General features: G+C 24.4%; 16 protein-coding genes and 2 pseudogenes. 15 read left to right on the top strand and 3 right to left on the bottom strand.

Annotated elements, in window-relative coordinates; genetic code table 4:
• Positions 1–13: 13 nt before the first annotated feature.
• On the bottom strand, positions 14–1,678 hold the full coding sequence (locus MMOB_RS02460) for a hypothetical protein (RefSeq protein WP_011264974.1): 1,665 nt from the start codon (positions 1,676–1,678) through the stop codon (positions 14–16).
• Between the two features lie 218 nt (positions 1,679–1,896).
• Here MMOB_RS02460 and MMOB_RS02455 point away from each other — a divergent pair.
• Positions 1,897–3,090, top strand: a pseudogene (locus MMOB_RS02455) (phosphoglycerate kinase); the annotation flags it as partial.
• A 383-nt stretch (positions 3,091–3,473) separates the two neighbouring features.
• Here the strand turns inward: MMOB_RS02455 and MMOB_RS02450 are convergent.
• Complete coding sequence (locus MMOB_RS02450; RefSeq protein WP_041362940.1) at positions 3,474–4,181, bottom strand: pseudouridine synthase; 708 nt, start codon at positions 4,179–4,181, stop codon at positions 3,474–3,476.
• Positions 4,182–4,500: 319 nt separating this feature from the next.
• Here MMOB_RS02450 and MMOB_RS02445 point away from each other — a divergent pair, with 319 nt between their 5' ends.
• The 7 genes and pseudogenes from MMOB_RS02445 (at position 4,501) to MMOB_RS02420 (ending at position 14,543) form a co-directional block, all read left to right on the top strand.
• Positions 4,501–7,368, top strand: coding sequence for an OppA family ABC transporter substrate-binding lipoprotein (locus tag MMOB_RS02445; protein WP_011264972.1), 2,868 nt, complete (start codon positions 4,501–4,503; stop codon positions 7,366–7,368).
• Between the two features lie 11 nt (positions 7,369–7,379).
• The gene (locus tag MMOB_RS02440; protein WP_011264971.1) at positions 7,380–8,432 is read left to right on the top strand and encodes an ABC transporter permease; all 1,053 of its coding nucleotides are present in this window, start codon (positions 7,380–7,382) and stop codon (positions 8,430–8,432) included.
• Entirely contained in the window at positions 8,425–9,576 is a 1,152-nt protein-coding gene (locus tag MMOB_RS02435; RefSeq protein ID WP_011264970.1) for an ABC transporter permease, read from the top strand. Before MMOB_RS02440 ends, MMOB_RS02435 begins: the two co-directional genes overlap by 8 nt.
• Before the next feature lies 1 nt (position 9,577).
• Positions 9,578–10,672: pseudogene (locus tag MMOB_RS03740) on the top strand (phosphoglycerate kinase); the annotation flags it as partial.
• Positions 10,673–10,729: 57 nt separating this feature from the next.
• Positions 10,730–11,842 (top strand): ABC transporter ATP-binding protein, encoded by a 1,113-nt coding sequence (locus MMOB_RS03735; RefSeq protein WP_225968666.1) that lies wholly within the window; start codon positions 10,730–10,732, stop codon positions 11,840–11,842.
• Entirely contained in the window at positions 11,835–14,111 is a 2,277-nt protein-coding gene (locus MMOB_RS03720) for an ATP-binding cassette domain-containing protein (RefSeq protein WP_011264968.1), read from the top strand. Before MMOB_RS03735 ends, MMOB_RS03720 begins: the two co-directional genes overlap by 8 nt.
• Positions 14,112–14,132: 21 nt before the next feature.
• On the top strand, positions 14,133–14,543 hold the full coding sequence (locus tag MMOB_RS02420) for a hypothetical protein (RefSeq protein WP_011264967.1): 411 nt from the start codon (positions 14,133–14,135) through the stop codon (positions 14,541–14,543).
• Positions 14,544–14,568: 25 nt separating this feature from the next.
• Here the strand turns inward: MMOB_RS02420 and MMOB_RS03515 are convergent, their stop codons facing one another.
• Entirely contained in the window at positions 14,569–14,850 is a 282-nt protein-coding gene (locus tag MMOB_RS03515; RefSeq protein ID WP_225968665.1) for an ArsR family transcriptional regulator, read from the bottom strand.
• 148 nt (positions 14,851–14,998) lie between these two features.
• Here MMOB_RS03515 and MMOB_RS02410 point away from each other — a divergent pair, with 148 nt between their 5' ends.
• The 7 genes from MMOB_RS02410 to mnmA all read left to right on the top strand — a co-directional run bounded on the left by MMOB_RS02410 (position 14,999) and on the right by mnmA (position 23,151).
• The gene (locus MMOB_RS02410) at positions 14,999–15,970 is read left to right on the top strand and encodes an MSC_0882 family membrane protein (RefSeq protein ID WP_041362937.1); all 972 of its coding nucleotides are present in this window, start codon (positions 14,999–15,001) and stop codon (positions 15,968–15,970) included.
• A gap of 58 nt (positions 15,971–16,028) precedes the next feature.
• A complete protein-coding gene (locus MMOB_RS02405) occupies positions 16,029–16,256 on the top strand; it encodes a YneF family protein (RefSeq protein WP_011264965.1) in 228 nt (75 codons plus the stop codon).
• A gap of 17 nt (positions 16,257–16,273) precedes the next feature.
• The gene (gene whiA / locus MMOB_RS02400; RefSeq protein WP_011264964.1) at positions 16,274–17,125 is read left to right on the top strand and encodes a DNA-binding protein WhiA; all 852 of its coding nucleotides are present in this window, start codon (positions 16,274–16,276) and stop codon (positions 17,123–17,125) included.
• Between the two features lie 47 nt (positions 17,126–17,172).
• A complete protein-coding gene (locus MMOB_RS02395) occupies positions 17,173–17,943 on the top strand; it encodes a Bax inhibitor-1/YccA family protein (protein ID WP_011264963.1) in 771 nt (256 codons plus the stop codon).
• A gap of 87 nt (positions 17,944–18,030) precedes the next feature.
• Entirely contained in the window at positions 18,031–18,723 is a 693-nt protein-coding gene (locus tag MMOB_RS02390) for a hypothetical protein (protein WP_041362934.1), read from the top strand.
• Positions 18,724–18,822: 99 nt separating this feature from the next.
• Entirely contained in the window at positions 18,823–21,963 is a 3,141-nt protein-coding gene (locus MMOB_RS02385) for a hypothetical protein (RefSeq protein WP_011264961.1), read from the top strand.
• Between the two features lie 75 nt (positions 21,964–22,038).
• Positions 22,039–23,151, top strand: coding sequence for a tRNA 2-thiouridine(34) synthase MnmA (mnmA, locus tag MMOB_RS02380; RefSeq protein ID WP_011264960.1), 1,113 nt, complete (start codon positions 22,039–22,041; stop codon positions 23,149–23,151).
• The last annotated feature ends 2 nt before the right edge of the window (positions 23,152–23,153 follow it).

Here is a 23,153-nt window from a genome sequence, read left to right as displayed (position 1 = left end):
ATTCATTATTTACCTAATAACCCAATCATAATTTGTATCATTTTCTTTTTGAAGATTTTTTAGTTTTCTCTTCATTTTTTAATATTTCATTTTTTCCTGTCGATTTAATAAAATGATTTCTTTCATACTCTTCATAAGATTCCAAATCTTTTGTTGTAACAATATCATCATTTTTTAAGACTTTTAAATTTGAGAATGTATTTTCTTGATTCGAATAATTTTTAAGATCATCTTCTCTATTATTTTGAAAATTATCCTCTCTCAAAATTTCTTCATAATTGTAATATTCTGTATCTTTTAAAAAGTCAGAAATTTTATCATTTTCATCCTCAAAAATATTGATTTCATTTTTTTGAATATTTCTTGCAGAGATTTTTGAAGTAGGATCACTTACTCACAAAAAATTACTTTTATTTTTTATAATAGAAGTTTCTTTTATTTTTTCAATATTTTCTTCAAAATCAGGTTCTAAAATAATATCTTCAGCTACAAAAACACCTTTAATTTGTTCAGTAGTAAAATTTCTTGCATCAAAATCTTCTTTTTGTTCAAAAACAACTTCATTTTCTTGATTTGAAAAATTTGATATTTCATCTTTACTTCCATGTAATTTTTCTGTATTTAAAATTAAAACACTAGTTTTACTAATTGGTTCTTCAACTTTTTTAGTTAATTTTTCAATCGCAATATTTATTTGAGATTCATATAACTTTTGTTCTTCTTTTGAATTGAAAAACTTTATGTCTTTAATTTTTGGATCAAAAATATTTGAACTCTCAAATTCTTTAAAAGAAATTTTTATTTCTTTTGTCTTTTCATCTGGTTCTTCAACTTTTTTAGTTAATTTTTCAATCGCAATATTCATTTGAGATTCATATAACTTCTGTTCTTCTTTTGAATTAAAAAACTTTTTGTCTTTAATTTTTGGATCAAAAATATTTGAACTCTCAAATTCTTTAAAAGAAATTTTTATTTCTTTTGTCTTTTCTAAAGTTTCTATTTTTGTTTCTTCTTTATTATTTATAGGAATAAGTAAGTTTTCTTCAACATCCATAGGAAAAATTATTTCATTTTCAAATTTTGATGTTCTATTATTTTTCTCTTCATTTTCAATTTTATCTTTATAAATAAATTCTGTGTCTTTTTCTATAGTCATTGAGTTATTTAAAATTGGAGTTAAAACACGAATTGCAAGGTTCATTTCTTCTTGATACAAACCCAACTCTTCTTCTCTAGAAATTTTTAGAATATCTTTTTCACTAAATAAAGCATTATAAAGGTTTTTCCTATGGTAAAATAACTCAAAATTTTTATTTTTTTTAGATTTTTTATCTATATTTTTTAATTTTTTTTCTTTAATAATAGGCTCAAGTATAAGTTTTTCTTCAGACAAAATGGTATTTGAAAATTTTCCATCTTTACTTATTCAAAGTCTTGCATTTAAATTTAAACTATAAAAATGATCCAATCCATCTTTTTGAGTTTTGAAATAAACCCCATTTTTATCTTTTGCTTTTTTTAAGAACCATTTTTTTTCTTGAACTTCATTTTTGTTATTAATTAAATAAAATTTACCAATTACTTTTTCAGAACCTTTTTTTGGTAGAAAATTAGTTTTTGGACTTTCTAAAACTTTTTTATCTTTTTTAAAATTTTGTTCATTTTTGGCTTTACTCATAATATGCTACCTCTTATTTAATTTCAATTTATATATTATTATATTACAATACAAAATAATTTTGAGTGTTTATGGTATATTTTAATATGAATTTCCAAAAGAATCATTAAGAGAAAATTAAAATATTTTACAAATTAGAAAATATGATTTTCATTAATTATTTATAGTATAATTAAACAAATTATTTAAAATTCAATTTTAAGGAGAATTTAACACAAATGAAAAAAACACTAGATCAAATTAGTTTAAAAAACAAAAAAGTTATCATCAGAGTAGATTTTAATGTTCCAATCGTAAATGGTATTGTTACATCAAATAAAAGAATAGAAGCAGTAATTCCTACAATTAAAAAAGTTGTTAATGAAGGTGGTAAGGCCATTCTTATGTCACATTTAGGAAGAGTAAAATCTGAAGAAGATCTTAAGAAAAAATCTCTTGCACCTGTTGTAGAAATATTAGTAAATTTATTAGGAATGCCTATCACTTTTGTCCCAGCTACTAATGGAACAGAACTTGAAGAAACAATTAATAGCATGAAATCAGGCGAAATTGTTATGATGGAAAATACTCGTTTTGAGGATTTAAATAATGATGCTGAATCATCAAACAATCCAGATTTAGGAATGTATTGAGCTTCTTTAGGAGATGTTTTTATTAATGATGCTTTTGGAACAGTGCATAGAAAACATGCTTCAAATGTCGGAATTTCAACATACATTGCTGAATCAGGAATTGGATATTTAGTTGAAAAAGAAATTAAAAATCTTGACAAAGCTTTATCTAGGCCAGAAAGACCAATTGTTGCTATTTTAGGTGGAGCAAAAGTTTCAGATAAAATTGGAGTTTTAAATAATCTTTTAAAATACGTTGATAAAATAATTATTGGTGGAGCTATGGCTTATACTTTTTTAGCGGCACAAGGAATCGGGATTGGGAAGTCTTTAGTCGAGGAAGACAAAATTGATTTAGCGAGAGAATATCTTAAAAATAATTTAGATAAATTTGTTTTACCTATTGATTATGCTTTAGCAAAAGATTTTGAAGATGTAAAGCCATTTTATAATCTTGAAAATACTTTAGAAATTCCAAATGGATATATGGGATTAGACATTGGTCCTAAATCAATTGAAGTATTTAAAAAATATATAAAAGATGCAAAAACAATTCTTTGAAATGGACCTTTAGGTGTTACTGAATTTAAATACTTTAAAGAAGGAACAAAAGCTATTGCAAAGGCAATCACAGAATTAAAAGGAAATGTTTATACTGTTGTAGGTGGTGGTGATAGTGTTGCTATTATTGAAGAACTTGGATTAGATAGAAGATTTAGTCACGTTTCAACAGGTGGAGGAGCAACATTAGAATTTCTAGAAGGTAAAGAATTACCAGGAATTCAAGCAATTCAAAATGAAGGTGAGCTAGGACGTACAAAAGAAGAAATTTTTTCAATTCTAACTCAGAATTCAGAAGAAGTATTACATGAACACACAGCAGCTTTTTCTACAAGTGAAGTTGAGCCAGCTAATGAAGAGTTTCCATCAGAATATAATGATTCAAATTCACAAACTTATTTTTCAAATGAAGTTGAAAATGATGAAGATTTTTTGCTTAATACAAACGATTTTCCAACAAGAGAAGCTTCTTTTCCAAATGAAGTTAAAACAGAAGAAATTATTTTAAATGAAAATGATGATGAATTTGATATTGAAGATGAAGAATTAGATTCTTTACCAAATGATGATATTAAATTTTAAAAAATTAAAATAAATAAAAATGAAAAGGTATCTTTTCATTTTTATTTATTTTTAACAAAATTCAAAAGTCTATCTATTTCATGTTTATTTAGTTTTCTATAATTACCTATTGATAAATTTTCTAAGTTAAAAAAAGCATATTCAGTTCGATTCAAATCCTTTACTTTTTTTCCTACAATTTCAAACAATTTTTTTATATGGTGATATGAACCTTGGTGTAATTTTATTTTGTATTTATAATTACTTATTTTTGATACTTCTTGAAAACTTTTTTTACTATTTAAAAAAACTTCTTGGGAATTTAAGTATTTTATTTCTTCTAAACTAAGTTCTTTATCAATAATTACTTCGTAAATTCGAGGTATTTCATATTTAGGATGCAAAAGCTTATTTGCAGTTTCTCCATCATTAGTCAAAATAATAATTCCTGTTGTATCATAATCTAATCTTCCAACAGGAAATATTTTATATTTTTTTTCATCAATAAAATCAGTTATTATGGATCTGTTAAAATTATCTTTTAAAGTAGTGACAACATTTTTAGGTTTATTTAATAAATAATAAACTTTTTCTTCTTTAGAAATAACCTTTTCATCAACTAAAATCACATCTTCTAAAGAAGCTTTATCTCCAATTTTAGCAATTACTCCATTAATTTTTACTCTCTTTTTTAAGATTAAATCTTCAGCTGCCCTTCTGCTCGAAATTCCGGCTTGTGATATTAATTTTTGAATTCTTATTTTTTCCACATTAAAATTTTAAATTATTTGAAAAAATTAAATCATATTTAAAAAATTTTATTTTTTTACACTATAATAAAATTGAATTAAAAAATTCAACAAAGAGATACAGAAAGGTTTTAATATAATGACTAACTTTAAATTAAGTACTTATGAACAAAATATTAATAAATCTTTTGATAATAAAGTTATCAAAGTATCTTATGTTTTGAATTTTTAAATTAAAAAATTAAAAAGTTATTAATTTTAAATAAAGCGTAAGATATGAGAAGCAAAATGTATTCTCATATTTTTTATAAATTAAAATTTAGAATAAAAAAGGAAAAAAATGGTTTTAAAAAAATTTATTAAATTTTCAATTGGTTCAACAATTCTTGTTGGAATAGTAGGAGGTGTTGTAGCTGCTGCAGTAATTAATCAAAATAGAACAAGTTCTATTGAAGGTTTTACAAATGCTAATGAATTATCTTTATCGAGAAAAAGACAATACATTCAAGAATTCAATAGTTCTTTACCCACACCAAATTACAATTATGATTATAGTGCTTCTTTTGGAGGTTTAAATTCAATTATTACAAGTAATACAAGTGCTGGCATGTTTAGACTTGAAACATTAAATTCACCAGTATTTAATAATTCTACAGGAGCTGTTGAAATTCCAACATTAGTTAGATATAAAATGATTTATGGATCAAAAATTATTGTTACTTATGCAAATGGAGCTACAAGAGAATTTGATAATGATAATGTTGATCAACCATCTCCTGAAGATTTTGCAAAAAACAACAGTGCAGTATTTTTCCAAACTTCACAAGATCTAAGATCGATTAATTCACCCGAATTTGTGACTGCTTTAAATCCAATTGATCCTTTAGCACCAAAAGCAATAAAATTGCAAATTGGTATAAAACAAGGTTTAAAATGAACAGATGTTAATGGAAATGCTACTAAATACGAAATTGTTCCAGAGGATTTTTATTACTCTTTTATGAGAACAAATTTATTAACAGCTTCTTTTAGAAGGGCAAATGGAGGTTCTAAAGAAATTGATGATGCTTTAAGAACTATAGGTGTAAGCACTAGATTTGGTGATACAGATAGATATTCTAATGCATATTTGTTTGGAATTTTTAATGTTTCATCTCAAGATATTTTAGATAGAACAAAAACAATTACAACAATAAATGGTGAAAAATATTTTACTTTAAATGCTACTTCAGAGCAAATTGGAGCAAATTTTTATGATACTTTTAGCAAATTATTGAACAATGACTTAACTCTTTCGGCTGCTCCTTCACAATTCATTCAAGAAATGAGCCAAAAACAATCTTCATTGCCTTTTGAAACTAATCCAACAAATATTTCAGGTCTTGCAAAAGAATTTCAAATTTATGATTATGGTTTTGAATCAATTCCTTCAGGTCCTTTAAATGGATTGACTTCAGTTGCAAATCGTGAATATCGTTCAACTACAACACTTTTTGCAAGTCCTTACATTCCTACTACAATTGATCCTGCTGCAGGTAGGTTAATTTATAGACAAAATAGAAATTATGTTGAATTTTTAGATTCAAATAGAAATTTTGTTGATGATAATACTTTAATAAGTGAGCAGATTGAAAGATATATTCCTTCAATCAACCAAGATGTTTTTATTCAACAATCATTTAATAGTTTTAGAAATAAAGATATTGATATATTAGGATATAATTTTCTATCAAATGCTCAACAACAACAAGTTTCACAAATTGCAAGAAGAACTACTCAACTTGTTAATAACCAATTATTATTAAGAACTGTTCCAGTTAGTGCTCCTAGCGGTGGCGGAATTGATGCAAATGGCAATTCAAAATACAATTTCAATAATGCTTATGCACTTTTGAATTATGGACATGATTTAGCATCATTAAATACAGGTAATGTTGCAACTACTGAAGCTTACTTTGGAGGTTTTGGACAAAGATTTAGATCAATTTTACAAAGTGCAATCAATTGATATTCTTATGCTTCGACTGTTTCAGCTCAGGAAGCTTCGCCATGAATAAATACTTTCGCTCCTGATGCTTTCATTGGAGGCATTGATCAAAATTCAAGTTCTCATTCAACTTTGAGAACAGGTAATACAACTTTAGATGGAACAAATAATACTTTTACAGTTCAAGATGTAATTGCTAAAAGAGATGCAAATGGTAATAGAATTTTTAGCATTGAAAATGTAGTAGCAAATATAGAAACTGTTGTTAATGAATTATTTCTTTTAAATAGTAATTTTGAAGTCTTGGATAGTACAAATTCACTAAAGGACTATCATGTCTTTTTGCAAAATTTATCTAATTTAACAAATCAATTTAAAAGTTTAGTTTTTGAAAAAGCAGCATTAGAAATGAAAACTTTATTAGATGAATTTTATGCTTTACATCCTAATACTAATAGAACAATTGATTGAAACTTATCTTACACTTTTATTGGAACTCCAAGTAATGCAGTAACTAGCGCTTATAATGAAGTTGTAAATACAATTAATGCTCTTGATTCAAGACTAAATGTAAGTTTTTATGTTCCAAGCACTGTTCCAAATATTTTAGCAAGAATTACAGGAGGCTTTAGTTCAACACAATTTTCAGGATGAGGTTATGATTACAATGGAATTGGGACAGCTTTTGATGGAACAACTCACGGAAATGCCACAGGTATAGTTCAAGCTTTTTCTTATTATTCAAAGCTTGATCCAAATCATCAATTAGTTAGAACATTTCCAGAGTTTTACAAAGTTTCATTAGCTTTTAAAGAAATAGTTGGTAATGGAACAACCAATCCTGAATTTAGAGTTGCTATACCATTTGATCAATGAGATGCTTTAACAAATAATCAATTAAATCATTTAGAAGAAAGTTTAAGAGTACAAATTGGAACAAATCCTGATGGATCACCTATTTTTTCAAATATAAGTGAAGCATTTGCTAAATTTTGAATTGGATACCAAAATAGAAAAACAAATAGAGATTTAATTGCTTTGGCAAGAGAATTCAATACCATTAAAGGTAATTCTTTAGAAATGAGTAGAACCGGAAATCAATCTACTGTTTCTTCAGGAAATTTAACAAATGTTTTAGTTCAACCAAGATTTTCTCTACCAGTTTTTGTTAGAGGAGTTCTTTATCAAAATGATATTAGAATTAATTTAGATCTTAATTAGAAAGGAAAGTAATGTTTAAATATATATCAATTAGAATTTTTTTAGGCACGATAGCTTTATTTGTAATTCTTATATTAACTTATTTATTAATAGGTAGTTTTGGAGCCAATCCATTTTTTGCAACAGCAACAAATGCTCAACAAGCAGAAGAAGCTTTTATTGCTGCTGGTTTAAATAGACCAATTGGAGCAAGACTAGCAGAATGATTAGGAGGTTTTTTTCTAGGGGATTTTAGAGTAGGTTTTGGAGCCCAATTTTCAGGAAGAACAATTCCAGAAATTTTCTTTGGGCCAATGTTATTTACTTTAGCAATTGCAGGTCCTGCTTTTTTAATAAGTGTAATTGTAGGAATCGCCCTTGGAGTATGATCCGGTTATAGAAGAGGAACTTATATCGATGCTTCAATAAACTTATTTACAAGAATTTTTATAGCACTTCCTTCATTTATTTTAGCTCCATTTTTCATTTTATTTGGGCTTTTAATCGGTTTACCAACAAGATTTGCTTCAGCAGCTGAAGGTGCTAGTTCAGGTTTAGTTATAGCAAGTACAGTTTTACCAATTTTAGTTTTAGTTTTTGGTTCTTTGGCAGCTTATGTAACTTATGCCAGAAATGAAACAACAAGAGTTCTTTCTTCAAATTACATTTTAATTGCAAAGTCAAAAGGTCTAAAATCATATGAAATATTTCTTAAATATGTTTTAAAAAATATTTCTATTCCTTTGATGAGTTTAATTATTCCTTCATTTATTTTCTTATTATCAGGATCTTTAATTGTTGAATCATTTTTTGCAGTACCGGGAACAAGTGTTTTATTTATAAATGCATTTCCAAATGGTGAAATTAATATTGTAATGTTTAGTACTTTTTTCTTTGCTACTTTAACAATTGCTTCAAGAATTCTAGTTGATATAGTTTCTATATTATTAGATCCAAGAATTAAATTTGCAACTAAAAATCCTTATGGAATTTATCCAATTATTAAATCATATGAAGCAAGAAAAAGAGAATTAAAAAATAATTCAGAATTTACAAAAATGGGAAAGGATTTACAAAATGAATAGAAATGATTTTAATAAAAAATATAATATCAAAACTGATTCAAATTCATTCAAATTTAGTACAAATAATTCTGTAAGTTTACTTCAATTAGTTGGAAAACCAAAGAAAAATATTATCGAAATTATCAAAAGGTATTTTTCAAATCCTTATTCTGTTATTGCATTATCAATTTTTCTAATTATTTTATTAATGGCAATTATTATTCCATTTACTTCTCCTTTTGCAGGAGATATACCTATTACAAATCAAAGCAATTTTTTTAATGGAAATTTACCTCCAATTGCAAATCCATTAAAAACCCAAATTTTGACAAATTCGCAAAGACAACTTTTTATTGATATTCAAAATCAAATAAATATAGAAGGTGCTTCTTTGATTATTAGTGAAAAACTACTTGGTTTTAACCAATGAGAAATTACTTATAATGCATATGAATTGCTATCATTTACAAATAGTGGTCAACAATTTAGCACAATTTTAGGAACAACAAGTAGTGGATTTGATATTTGAACAAGAAGTTGATCAGCAACAATTCAATCATTGCTTTTAGCAGTTTTAGTTGCTCTAATTAATTCAATTGTTGGTGTTTCATTAGGCATTTATTTAGGTTTTAATTTTGGAAAGCCAATTGATACATTTTTTGAAAGAGTTTTAGAAGTAATTAATTCTTTACCTAATTTAATTTGAGTTTTAATTTTAGTTTCAATTGTTGGTACAGATTTTTTCCAATTAATTATAGTTTTAGTAATTATCGGATGATCTGCTCCAGTCGCAGAAGCAAGAAGATTTGCAATTTTAGTTAAAGATTTAGATTTCATTAAAGCAGCAGAAGCAATTGGAGCTTCAAAGAAAAGAAGAATTTTCATGCATTTACTTCCTAATATTATTGGAAGATTAGCCATTTCTTTTGTACAAAGAATTCCAGTAATTATTTTCTTAGTATCTTCATTATCATTTTTAGGATTTTTAACAGATCCTGCAAATCTAAATTTAGGTAATATTTTAGTTCAAGCTTTAGGTGATTTTTCAAACAATCCTTGAACTTTGTTATTGCCTTCATTGCTATTATTAACAATAACATTATCATTGCAATTTGTAGCTCTTGGAGTACATGATGCAATCGATCCACAATTAAGAAAGGTTTAAAATGAAAATTCAAACTATAGGAAATCATAATTTTAATAATAGAGTTGTTTTTGTGCGTGTTGATTACAATATTCCTTTTAAAAATGATAAATTTTTATTCGAACAAAAAATTTTAGATTCACTTCCAACAATTAACAAATTAGTAAAAGATGGAGCAAAAATTGTTTTGTTAACTCATCATAATCTTTCTGAAGAAAAAATGTCTTCAATTAATTTTTTAAAAGAGTCCCTTGAAAAAGTTTTAAACTTAAAAATAAAATTTTCAGTAGAGACTAGTGGAGAAGTTTTAGAAAATTTAATTAATGATTTAAAAAATGGAGAAATTTTATTAGTTGACAATGTTTTAAAAGAAGATGCAAAAAATAATGCAGAATCGAATAATAATTTAGATTTATCAAAATATTGAGCAAGTTTAGCAGACGATTTTGTTAATGATGCTTTTGATATTTCTTTTAAGAAAACAGCTTCCAATTATGGAATTGCTACTTTTAAAGAATCAAAATTTATTGGAGAATCTGTTAAAAAAGAGTTGCTTATTCTAAAAAGACTTATTGACACAAACCCTAAAACTAGGCCTAGTCTAGCAATTTTATCTGGTGATTCTATTTTGGAAAAAGCAAGAGAGTTAAATTTTTTATTAAAAAAATTTGACAGAATTATTTTAGGTGGAAAATTAGCTTATATTTTTAATTCAGTTAATAAAAATAAAATTGATCATAAAGAAATTTCTATCAAAGAAGTTGAAGTTACAAAAAAATTTCTTGTAGCAAGAAAAAACCAACTAATCATTCCTGAAAAATATAATATTTTTCTATCTTTAAGCAAAGAAAAAATTTATGATGTACATGAAGATTCTGTAAAAAAATTTGAAGAAATTATATTTAAGGCAAAAAAAGTTCTTTGATTTGAAGCATTAGGAAATACAAAATATTCTAGCGCTAAAAAAGGTACTCAAAAATTAATAGAAATTTTATCAAAAACTTCTGAGGAAACTTTTATTGGGATATATGGATATAATATTTTCAAACTTGTTAATGAAGATTTGAGAAAGAGATTTAACCATGTTTCTCCAAATAAACTTGCTGTTTCTACTTATCTTCAAGGAAAAATTTTACCAGCAATTGAAATTCTTTCAAAAACTCCTAGTGAATTAATGAATGAGAATATTTTAAAAAATACTATATCTTTAGCCTCTACACTACAAAATACAGATGCTAAAAATTTCCAAGAAGAGACAATTTTAAAAGTTAAAAATTTAAAAGTTTCTTTTAAAACTGGAAGAAAAAAAGTTATTAATATTATTAGAGGTGTTGATGTAAGTGTTAAAAGAGGGCAAATTATTGGTTTTGTTGGTGAAAGTGGTTCCGGAAAATCAGTTACTTCAAAAGCTTTAATTAATATTAATTTCGGAGCAATTGTAGATGCAGATGTAATGAAATTAGAAAATATTGACTTACTATCTTTAAAAGAAGATTCACAATGAAATAATATTAGAGGAAAATACATTGGTTATATTCCTCAAGATCCACTTACTTCTTTAAATCCCACAAGAACAATTGGAAAACAATTGCTAGATTGTATTGAAAGAGATTCAAGATTTAAATCAAAAGAAGAAAAAATTAAATTTTCAATTGATTTACTAGAATCATTTGGAATTAGAAATGCAAAGGAAAAATTCAATTCATACCCACATACTTTGAGCGGTGGACAAAAGCAAAGAGTAGTTATTGCAATGGTTGTTGCAAGGCAACCAAAAATAATTATTGCAGATGAGCCCACAACTGCTTTAGATCCAACTGTTCAAGCTTCAGTATTAGTTTTATTTGAAAAAATTAGACAAGAATTTGGAATTTCAATTATTTTTATTTCTCATAATATTAGTGTTGTTGCAAAATTTTGTGACTATATCTATGTTATGTATGCTGGAAAAATAGTAGAAAGAGGAACTAAAAAAGAGATTTTTGAAGACCCTAGACATCCTTACACTTGAGCTTTAATTAGCTCAATTCCTGAAAATAAAGAAGAAAAACTTTACAACATTCAAGGATTACCACCTGACATGGCAAATTTACCTGCAGGAGACCCTTTCGCATCTAGAAATGAACATGCTTTAGAAATAGATTTTGAAAAAGAACCACCATTGTTTTGAATTAATAAAACTCATGCTGCAGCAACTTGATTATTGCATCCAGATGCTCCAAAAGTTCCAATGAATAGAAAAATTCAAGAAAGAATAAAATTATTTAAGAAGGTTTTTAATGAATAAAAGTGAAGAACAAGAAATTTTATTAAAGGTAATAAATTTGCAAAAATTCTTTGCAAATAAAAATGGTATTCTTAAAGCTGTTCAAAATGTTAGTTTTGATTTAGAAGAAGGAGAAATTTTAGGTTTAATTGGAGAAAGCGGCTCTGGAAAAACAACTTTAGGCCGTTCTTTAATTAGATTATATGATGATTATAATGGTTTTGTTTCTTTAGATGGAAATGTAATTTCTGGAAAAAAAATAAGCAAGAAAAATCGCTTATTTTTACACAAAAATATTCAAATGATCTTTCAAGATCCTCACACTTCGATGAATTCTCAAAAAACTGTTTATTCAATTTTAAAAGAGTCTTTAATAATTAACAAAGTTTTAAAAAACAAATACAAAGACATTTTTTCTGATTGAGAACAAGTTAAGAAGTTTTTCAAATATACTTTTATTGAAAATTATCACAAAACAAGTTTGGAAAATATTGTTTTTGAAAATGAAGTAGAATTAGATTTTATTTCAAAATGAGAAAAGAAATTAAAACTTATAAATACTTCAGAGAGTGAATTTGATGAAGTTTTTTCAGAGATGTTTTTATTTTTAGAATCAAAACAAAATATGGAATCCAAAGTTGTTACAAAATATTTTGAAACAACAAAGAAAATTTTTAATTCCTATTTAGAAGGAATGGAAAAATATCGAAAAGATGATTTATTTATAGATGAAAAAGATTTAATTGAGGCAACTGAAAATTTGAAAAAAGTAATTAAATTATCTAAAGTTTCTTTAGAAAGAGAAAAATTATTAGAGCAAATTTTTGAACAAAAAAAATATTTGAAATCTTTTAAGTTTAAACAAAGAGAAAAAATTTCTAGAAGAAAGAATACCTTAAAAAATTATTTAGAAGAGTTTAAAAATAATTTAAAGTTATTTTTGCAGCAAAAAAACATCTCACTTAATCAAAAGGATTTTTTAATAAATTACAAATGATATTTAATATATAAAAAATCTTTTAGTCTTTTATCTAAAAATTTAAATTTATTAAAATATTTAACAATTGAAGAAATAAGTAAATTAATAGAATTTCAAAAAAATTACAACTTAAGATATTTTAATTCTTTTGAAAACGAAAATAAAGTAAATAAAAAACAAATTTTAAATGGTTATGAATTTTCATATAAGAAAGAATTAAGTAAATCAAATCAAACTAGAATTACAATTTTAAACGAGAAAAAAGAGTACAAAGATAACATTAATGAATTAAGAAAAAAAATGGGTTCAATTTCAAAAATTCCAACATATAATGTTCAAGATATTGAAAAAGCTAAATTAAATTTAAAATCTACAAAAGAAAAAAATGATCAAGAATTATCAGAATACTTAGTAAAACATAGCAAAACTATTTCAAAATATAAAGAAGATTTTATAAAGGCAAAATCAATTCAAGATGAAATAAAATTAAAAAAAGAATCTCTTGATTTATATTTTCAGAATTTATTGAATTACTTTTTTAAAAGAATTGAAACAGAAATTTTTCTAGAAAAAAACAAACATACAATTAATTCTTGAAAAACAAAAACTCTATCTTTTAAAACAAGATTATTTGAAAAAAAAGACACTTTAGAATCATTTGAAATTGAAAAAAATCTTTTGAAAAAAGAAATTAAAAAATTAGAACATTTACTTGGAATGAAAGAGAATTTGTTTTCAAAATATTTTGTAAAAGATATCTTTGCAAAAGAAATTATTTATTCTGCTCTTGAAGATGTTGGGTTATTAAGACAATTCGCATATAGATACCCTCATGAATTTTCTGGTGGACAAAGACAAAGAATTGTAATCGCAAGAGCTCTAATTACAAATCCAAAAGTAATTATTGCAGATGAGCCAATTGCATCTTTAGATATTTCTATTCAAGCTCAAGTTGTCAATTTATTAAAAGACCTGTGCAAAACTAAAAAAATTGGATTAATTTTTATAGCTCATGATTTATCTATGGTTGAATATATTGCAGATTCCATTATCATTATGCACTATGGTAGAATTGTAGAAAGAGGAAAAACAGAAAAGATTTTTGAAAATCCTATCCACCCTTATACTATTTCTTTATTTGATTCAATTCCAAAAATTTCAAATGCAAATGAAAAATTCAAATCTTCAAATTTTGAACTTACTTATTTAAATGAACAAAGTTTAGGTAATCCTCCTATTTTACATGAAGTTGCTGAAAACCATCATGTTTTAGCAACAGAAGAACAATTTAATCATTGAATTAATAAATAAAATTATGCTTATAATATAACCATGAAAAAATATTGAAAGCAAAATTTGAATTGAAAAAATTTGCTCTTAATCATTTCCAATTTAATACTAACATTTATAATAATGGTTTTAAGTGTTTATTTAGGAAATAATAAAACATGAGAAAACGGTTTGTTTTTAGCTTCTTTAATTATGATTTGCTCTACAATTTTATATGTGATTTTTACTAGAACAATTTTCATAGAGAATTTTAGATTAAATCTTTTCAATCGAAAAAATCAAAGAAAAATTGAGAAAAATCTTTATTTACCAGAGGAAAAAAAATCTTTAGAAAAAATTGATATTATTCAATTTAGAAAAGTTTCAAATAATAAAACATGATTTAACATAATTATTATCAGTTTAATTCAAATTACTTTTTTAATAATATCTTTGGTAATTTTGAATAAATAAAAATAAAACTCTTTGAGTTTTATTTTTAACTTACTTCTGGATTTTGACACTTACAAAGTCATTTATTTAGATCATCATGAAGAATAATTTCTTTAAACAAAGAATCAAATGTTTTTCTTACATCTTTATTTATTGAATAGATTCTTCTTCTTGAGTCTTTTTTAGAAACAATAATATTCATATCCTTTAAACCACTTAAATGTTGAGAAATATTTGCTTGAGAAGTTTTGAATTTGTTCACAATTTCATTTACACATGTGTCATTACATTTGCAATCTCAAAAATTTACAAGAATCCTCAATTTCATATCTGATGAACATGCTTTTAGAAATTCCGTTACTGTTACTTTCATTTTTACCTTCAATATTACACTAATTTATAAATTAATTATATATTAAATTTTGCTTTAGTTGTTTTGTTTTTCATTTTTGTTTAAATAGTTTTATAATGTAATAGTGAATTTAAAACCAATAAATATCGATACTACAGAAGTTATTGAATTTAATGAAGAAAAGAAGCTTGCAAAAAAATCAAGTATTTTATATTTTGACAATTCTGAATTAGAAAATCAAGCTAAAAATTCTAAGTTATCAAATAATACTCTTATTATTCAATCTTGTAATTCACTAAATCCACACATTCCTGAGACAAAAGAATTTTCGAATACTAGCGAAGAAAAAACAGATGTAAAACAATCTAAAAACACAGAGGTTAAAAAAGGAAAACTAAGTTTGTTAATTTCTGAAAAGAAGCTGAGAACTTTTGTTATGATTTCAACTTCTTTTTTCATTTTTTTATTGGTATTATTATTAATTTTGTTTTTCACTAATGCAATTCCAATTTCAAATCTTGGTTTTTATGTTATTCCAAGTATAGTTATTTTATTTTTACTTTATAATTTTTTTATTTCTCTTATTGAGTTTAAAGGCCTTAATAAATTAACAAAAACCTTAACAATTGAAGGAGATTTAAACTCAAATTCCTTAATAACTGATTTTTATATTAAAATGCAAAAAAAGCACATTTCTACTATTTGGTTTGCAATTTTTTATACTTTTTATGTCGGGATTTTTACACTGATATTTTGGGGAATTCAATCTCAAAATTGATTAAATGGAGCATTAAATTTTCAATTGTGAATTTCAAATGCTTTCCCTACCCCATTTAATCCTTTTTGAGCAACTATTTTATTTGGTTCTTCAATTTTACTAGTAATTTTAATAACACTTATTTTTTCCTTAATAAGAAGATTTCAATCAATAAACTTTCTTGCTTATTTTGATCAAGAAGTAATAAAAATAGAAGTTATTGAAAGTATAAGAAAAAATAGAAATAAGTTTTATTTAAAAATTTTTATTTTTTCAATATTAATTGTTTTTGTTATTCCGATTATTTTTTATTTTGTTGTAAAAGGAATAAGAAAATAATTTTAATGAATTATTATTGTATTATAATGTTATAAAATAAAATTCTTAGGGAGGTATTATGGAAATTGGTCTTGCAATAGGGCTTATTGTTGGTCTTTCAATTCTATTTACCATTGTTGGTTTAGTTGTTGGTTTTTTCCTAACAAAACGTTATTTCGAAAAACAATTGAGAGAAAATCCTCCAATTAATGAAAAAATGATTAGGGCAATGTTTTTACAAATGGGTAGAAAACCATCCGAATCACATATTAAAAGTGTAATGCGTTCTATGAAAAATGCAAAGTAATTTTGAAGAATTAAAAAATGTCATTTTCTAGTGAAGTAAAAAACGAAATAATCTCAAATAAAAGAAATAAGCAAGAAAAAAAGCTATTTTTACAAGGTTTTCTTTTTGCAAATATTATTGAAGAAAGTGAAAATGTTTTTACTATTTCTTTGAGAAATAAAAAATATATAGATGAGATAAACTTACTATTAGACTTTTTTAAAATTAGCTTTAAAAAAGTTCAAAATTCAACTTCTAAAATTGAAATTTTAGATAAAAATATTTTTAAAGAATATCCTTCAAGTGAATTTACACATTTTTTTTCAGGTGTCTTTTTTTCAGGTGGATCAATAAGTAATTTAAGTAGTAAATTTTATCATCTAGAGCTTAAAATAAATTCCAAAAGATTTTCCGAACAAATTCTTAATCATCTTAAAAAACATAATTTGCCTTTTCAAATTTTTACTAAAAATAATAGAGACATAATTTACATTAAGAAGTCTGAAATGATTAGCGATTTTTTAAAAGCTATTGGAGCTATAAAAAATTATTTAAAATTTGAAGATTCTAGAATTGAAAGAGATTATTTGAATTACAATAATAAAATCACTAATCTTTCTATTTTAAATCAAAAAAAATTAGTAGAAACCCATTTTAAATATTTAGAAGATTATCAATTTATAATAGATAATAATTTAGAAAAACTATTTACAGAAGATGAATTAAGTTTTTTTAAATTAAAAAAACAAAACAGATTTGAATCATTGAATGAATTGAGTAAAATTTTTTCCGAAACATTCCAAATAAACAAATCTAAAAGTGCTTTAAATCATTATTTAAGAAAACTTAAGAAAAATGTTGAAAAATATGACAAAAAAAGTAAAAAATAAGAAACTAAAAGTAAAACAAGTTCACTTTTATATGAAAAAGGAGCAAAATGACAAATAATGCTAACATTTTTAATTTTAGAAAAAAAACTCTAAGTTATACATATACAAAAAATAGTAATAAATTATTATCATTTACATTAATGTGATTTGGTCTTGCTATTTCTTTAGTTTTGCTTTTTGCTTTAAGTGTTACCTTTAATGAAGGTTTAAGAAACATTTTTATTAATTTTATTTCTTCATCAGATATTGGAATAACCTCTTTTTGAATTATTGGCTCTTTATTACAATTTGTTTTAGTTTTTTTAATTAATTATTTAGTAAATAAAAACAAAAGTTTATTCTCAATTGTTTTTGCATTCTTGATTTTTGTTTTAATTGAAAGTTTTATTGTTTCTTTTATTTTCTTAATTTATTCAGGAAATTCAATTGAATTTGGAAGAAACATTTTACTTGCATTATTAATTCCTTTTGGAATTTTAATCTTTATGGGAATTTTAGGATATTTTAAAATATTTAATTTTTCTAAATTAGTACCTATTTTAACTTTTGGAACATTCACTTTGATTATTATTGGTGTTCTTTTTTGGTGAATTTTTAGTGATATATTAGTTTCAATTTATTCTGTTTTAGGAATTTTAATTTTTTCAGGGTGGATCGGATTCGATTTATATGTAATAAGAAAAACAAATGATCACATGGTAAATACAGATAATTATTCTAATTTAGATTTTTTAAAAATAAGCATTATATTTGCTCTAAAACTATTTATTGATTTTATTAATTTAGTTCTTTTTGCTTTAAGATTTTTTAGAAGATAATTGATTTTTTTACATTATAAATTTCAAAAATAATGATATAATGATAATATTAAAAAAATAAAAAATGAACTTTAAATGGAGACACAAATGAAAAAATGTAAAATTAAAAGGAATGCAAATGGGGAACTTTTTTGCAAAACACATCCAATTACAATGGAATGTCCAACAATAAACCCAAGTCAAGATTTTGACACAATGAATGTTGGTAATAATCAAGCAAATAATTATTACGGGCAATATGATAATCAAGTAGATAACAATCAAATGATTAATGGTAATGGAAATTATTATCAAGAAGAGTACCCTTACGATTACAACACACAAAACTTAAATACTCAACAAGGTTACTACTCAAATCAAAATGATGATTTATCTTTTGGGCAGCCTTCTATGGTAGATGTAACAGGTAATATGCCTTCATCAAATTACAATGCTCAAAATTTCCCAGTTGTAGATTATACTCAAGTTGTAGATACTAATAATTTAGTACCATCTCATGCTCAACATTACCCAACTCAATTACACCTTGGAACAGCATTTGTACCAGCTGTAAATAATTTTGATTCAACTACTCAAAATTTATTAGTTCGTGAATCAATGGGGGTTGCAACTCAAAACCAAGATGCAATCATTTCACAACTATCAAATAATAGTATTGAAAAATTGAATACATTAAACTTTTTACTAGAATCTGGTGTAATTACTTATAATGATTACTTTATTAAAAAAAGAGACTTATATTTCAATGAATTTGAAAAAGATGATTCTTCAAAAAAATAAATAATTCATTGTTCTAAATAACAAAAATCAAACATTTAGTTTGATTTTTGTTATTATATATAAGATACAAATCTTATTTCAAATAAGAAAAGAGGAAAAATGTTCGATAAAAAAAGTGTTCTTTTTAAAGGGTTATTAGTTGCAACAGGAATTGTAGCAACAATTTCAGCAATTTCTATTGGAGTTGTTATAGGTGTAAATTCAAATAAAGAAACAACAAATGATAACTCAAACAACTCTTTAAATAATTTGGAAAAATTTGATGTAGTTTTTTCAAGTAATTTACGTAATCAAAATACTTTAAAAGCTTCAGATGCTTTAAAATTAGCAAAAGAAAATCCATCAAGATTTTTTTCATTGAAAACAAATAACATACCTTCTAATTATTCGATTGATTTTTCTACAGCACAAGCAAATGATGATGAAGGTCAAATTCTTTTTAATGTAACTATTTTAGGTCCGAATAATACAAGTCTTGTTTATAAGAGCACTGTAAAAAATTTTTTACCTAATAATTATTCTGAAGATGTATTAAAAATTTTGAATAATTTTAGATCCTTTGAAAATCCTGGGTTAATTAAAATCACTGAATTGACAAATGCAAAATTTTCAATTCAAGATTTTATTTTAAGTAGCCCTGCAAAAGCTGTTGAAATATTAGTTGATGGAAATAATTTTAGATTTTCATTAATGGAAAATTCAATTCCTAGTGTTGTTAATTTTAATTTTAATAATGCAAAAATATCAAGATTAAATAGTAATAATTCAGTAACAATTGATTTTGAAATTATACATGAAAATGATTTACCTTATGTTTTTAGTATTGAAGTCATAGTTTCTTCTGAACAGAATAATTTACAAGTCCAAAGAAATCAATTGAATACTCAATTGAATCATTTAAAGAATAATCTTTTCAACAATAGTATCCCTATTGGTACTTTAAATTCTAATTCATTTATAAATTTTGTTAATTTTCAAAACCCAACTCAAAAAATTGCTTCTCAATTAAAGTTAGAAAATTTAAGATTAAATACTTTAATTTCTAATTTTAATGAAGCAACTCTAAAAGATTTAAATTTATTTTCATATTCATTAACAAGCATTGATTCTAACAACGGAACTGAATCAACCCAACCAAATGTTAATTTAATAGTGAGAATTGAATCTATTCAAAATAGAAATGTTTCTGATACTTTCCAAATAAATTTAATTGGATTTTTAACTTTAGAAAATGCTTCAAAACTTGCTGAAAATAATCCAATTTTGAAAAACTTAAATACAAGAATAGAAACTATTTTTACTCCAGCAATTTTATCAAGTGGGACAGATGAAGAAATAAATGCAATTTCAAAATCACTTTTTGAACAATTGTATAATTTACCTTCAAGTGATTTTGGTTTTATATATTCTTTAAAAGATTTTTCTGTAAATTTTATAACTGGAGAATTATCTTTAATATATGAAATTAGCGGACAAGGTCTTGAATCACCAAAAACATATACTAAAATAATTGGAGGGTTTTTAAAAAGAAATCAAGAAGATTTTGATAAATTTAACCAATCAAATGCAAGTATTTTAAGAAGAGCAATTGTAAATCCAAGTGCTAATTTAAATTCTATTAATAGCATTTTTTCAATTAAAAATATTTTAACAAATGACTCTACTGGAAAAAGTAATCTTGATCTTGAAACGATTGTTGATTCAGATATAGAATTTAGTTTTGAAAGATTATTGATATCTTCTTTGGAAAGAGAAAATTCAAACATTTCATTTGAAGAAAATTTTTTACAACTATTGTTAAAAGAGAATTTTAATAAATCATTTATTACAAACAATTTTGATTTTATTTCCAATAATGTTAAACCAACAATGAAAATTGAAAATATTTCAATTTCATCTAAAAATTTAGAAACAGGAATTTTAAGATTTAGTTATGATTTAGTTTTTAATTCTATTACTTCTGTTGCTAATTCATTAAACCCTTTAACACAAGAAATTATTATTCCAAATAATATTGTCGAAGTAAGAGGATTCAAAATTAACCAATCAATTGATCAACAAAACTTAAATCTTATTATTTCTTTTTTATCTAATGAACAAAACTTTAATTTTCCAAACCTTAATAAAAATGCTAGACCTTCATCTTATACGATAAATAATTTTCAACCAGTTGAGTTGTCAGATTTAGCAAAAAGACAAGTTTTACCAAATGGATCTAATCCACAAATTATTGTAAATGGCATTAGTTCTAACGATTCATTAGCACTAGTTTCATTAAACATTTCTATTATTGTTGGAAATTTTTCAAAAACAGAAGTATTAATTGTAAAAGGGTTTGTTAATCCAAATCAAGCTATTTTAGATAATGCTTCAACTTTAGTAAATTTTACATCTATAAATTTGAAAAATTTACTTCCAAGTCAAGTAGGAGAATTAATAATTACAAATAGTAATTTTATTTCTAATACTTCCAGTGCGCAATTAAGATCTTTAGTTGCGGGATTTAGTTTTGGAATTCAATCACTTAATCTAGCAGAGTATGAAATTAATATTATTCCTAATTCAATTGTAGTAGATGATGAAACAGGTAAATTAAATTTTGAATACAAAATAAAGCTTTTAAATTTTAATGAAATAATTTCAACACAAAAAACAACTGGAGAAATTTCTGGTTTTTTAACAAATGATCAAAACAATTTAAACAATGCAATTGTTACATTTTTCCCAACACCAAAAAATGTTGCTTCTTTAGAATTTTTACCATCAGAAATAAATGAAACTAATTTCAAACAAATTATTGAAAATGTAATGGTTAATAATTCAATGCTTGAAATGAATCAATACAACATTTCTAATTTGGTAATCGACAGAGCAAATGATACAAATGGTGTATTAAGAATTATTTCGTTTGATATTTCACACAATATGTTAAAAGCTACTTTGAACAATTCAAATTCAGGTTATACAATAAATAATTTAAAATCAACTGCACAAAAAACTTTGGAGCAAATATTTTCGATATTACCAAATCCATTAAAATCTTCAGCAGTTTCTCCAAATAAAGAATTCAAAGATTTAGTCAAGGAAGATTTTGAAGTGTTTATTTCAAATAATTTATATAGAGGAATAATTGTTAGTTCAAAATTAGAAAATGAAATAACACATAAAATAATAATAAGAATAGAACAAATAGCAAATCCAAATATTTTCATTCAATACGAAAAGGACTTTATATTGTAGTTTAAAATTTATTTTAAATGAATTTGTTTTAGTAAAAGTTGCTTATTTTACAAAAATTATTTTATAATTATTTCAATGTCCAAAATAGTAGTAGCTCTTAGTGGTGGTGTAGATTCTTCTGTAACAGCATTTATTTTAAAATATCAGCAAAACCATGAAGTGATTGCTGTTTTTATGCGTAATTGAGATTCTTTTGCAAATAATGATATTCTAGGCAATGAAGATATTAATCAGGATATTTGTCCTCAAGAAAAAGATTGAGAAGATGCGAAAAAAATTGCTTCACAATTAAATATTCCTATTTATAGAGTGGATTTTGTAAAAGAATATTATGATGAAGTTTTTACATATTTAATAGAAGAATATAGGCAAGGAAGAACTCCTAATCCAGATATTTTTTGCAATAAATATATAAAATTTGGAAAATTTATTGAATATGTTGAAAAAAATTTTAATCCAGATTTTATTGCAACTGGTCATTATGCTAAAGTGGAAAATTCTTTATTATATAGAGCAAAAGATAGGAATAAAGATCAAAGTTATTTTTTATCTCAACTTTCAAGTGATCAATTGAAAAAAATTATTTTTCCATTAAAAGATTTGACAAAAGATGTTATTAGAAAAATTGCTGCCGAAAATAACTTAGTGACTGCTCAAAAAAAGGATTCAACAGGAATTTGTTTTATTGGTGAAAGAAATTTTGATAAATTTTTACAAAATTATATTCCTAATATGCCAGGAAATATTGTTGATATAGAAACAAATGAAGTTGTTGGACAACATGTTGGAGTAATGTACTATACTTTAGGTCAAAGAAAAATTAATTTGTCTGGAATGAAATATCCTTACTATGTTGCAGGTCATGATTTAAAAAACAAAATTTTGTATGTTGCTAGCATTCACAGCAAAAATTATTTAAAATCAGATAAATTAGAGGCAATCGAATTTAACCTCATTAACAAAAATTTTAATAAAAAAAATTTAACAGCAAAATTTAGATACCGTCAAGAAGATATCAAAATAGAAATCTTGAATATAGATAAAAATAAAATAGAAATTTCCTACCCGGATGAATTTGAAGCTGTTACACCAGGACAACATGTTGTTATTTATGATGGCGAAAGTTGTGTAGGTGGCGGAATAATCAACAAGACTTATTATAAAGGAAATTTAAATCAATTCCATTAAGG

Origin of the sequence: Mycoplasma mobile 163K, assembly GCF_000008365.1 — a bacterium.
Classification (GTDB): Bacteria; Bacillota_I; Bacilli_A; order Mycoplasmatales; family Metamycoplasmataceae; genus Mycoplasma_J; species Mycoplasma_J mobile.
The sequence above is the reverse complement of the archived record's forward strand: the minus strand, read 5'-3'. Positions and strand labels throughout refer to the sequence as shown.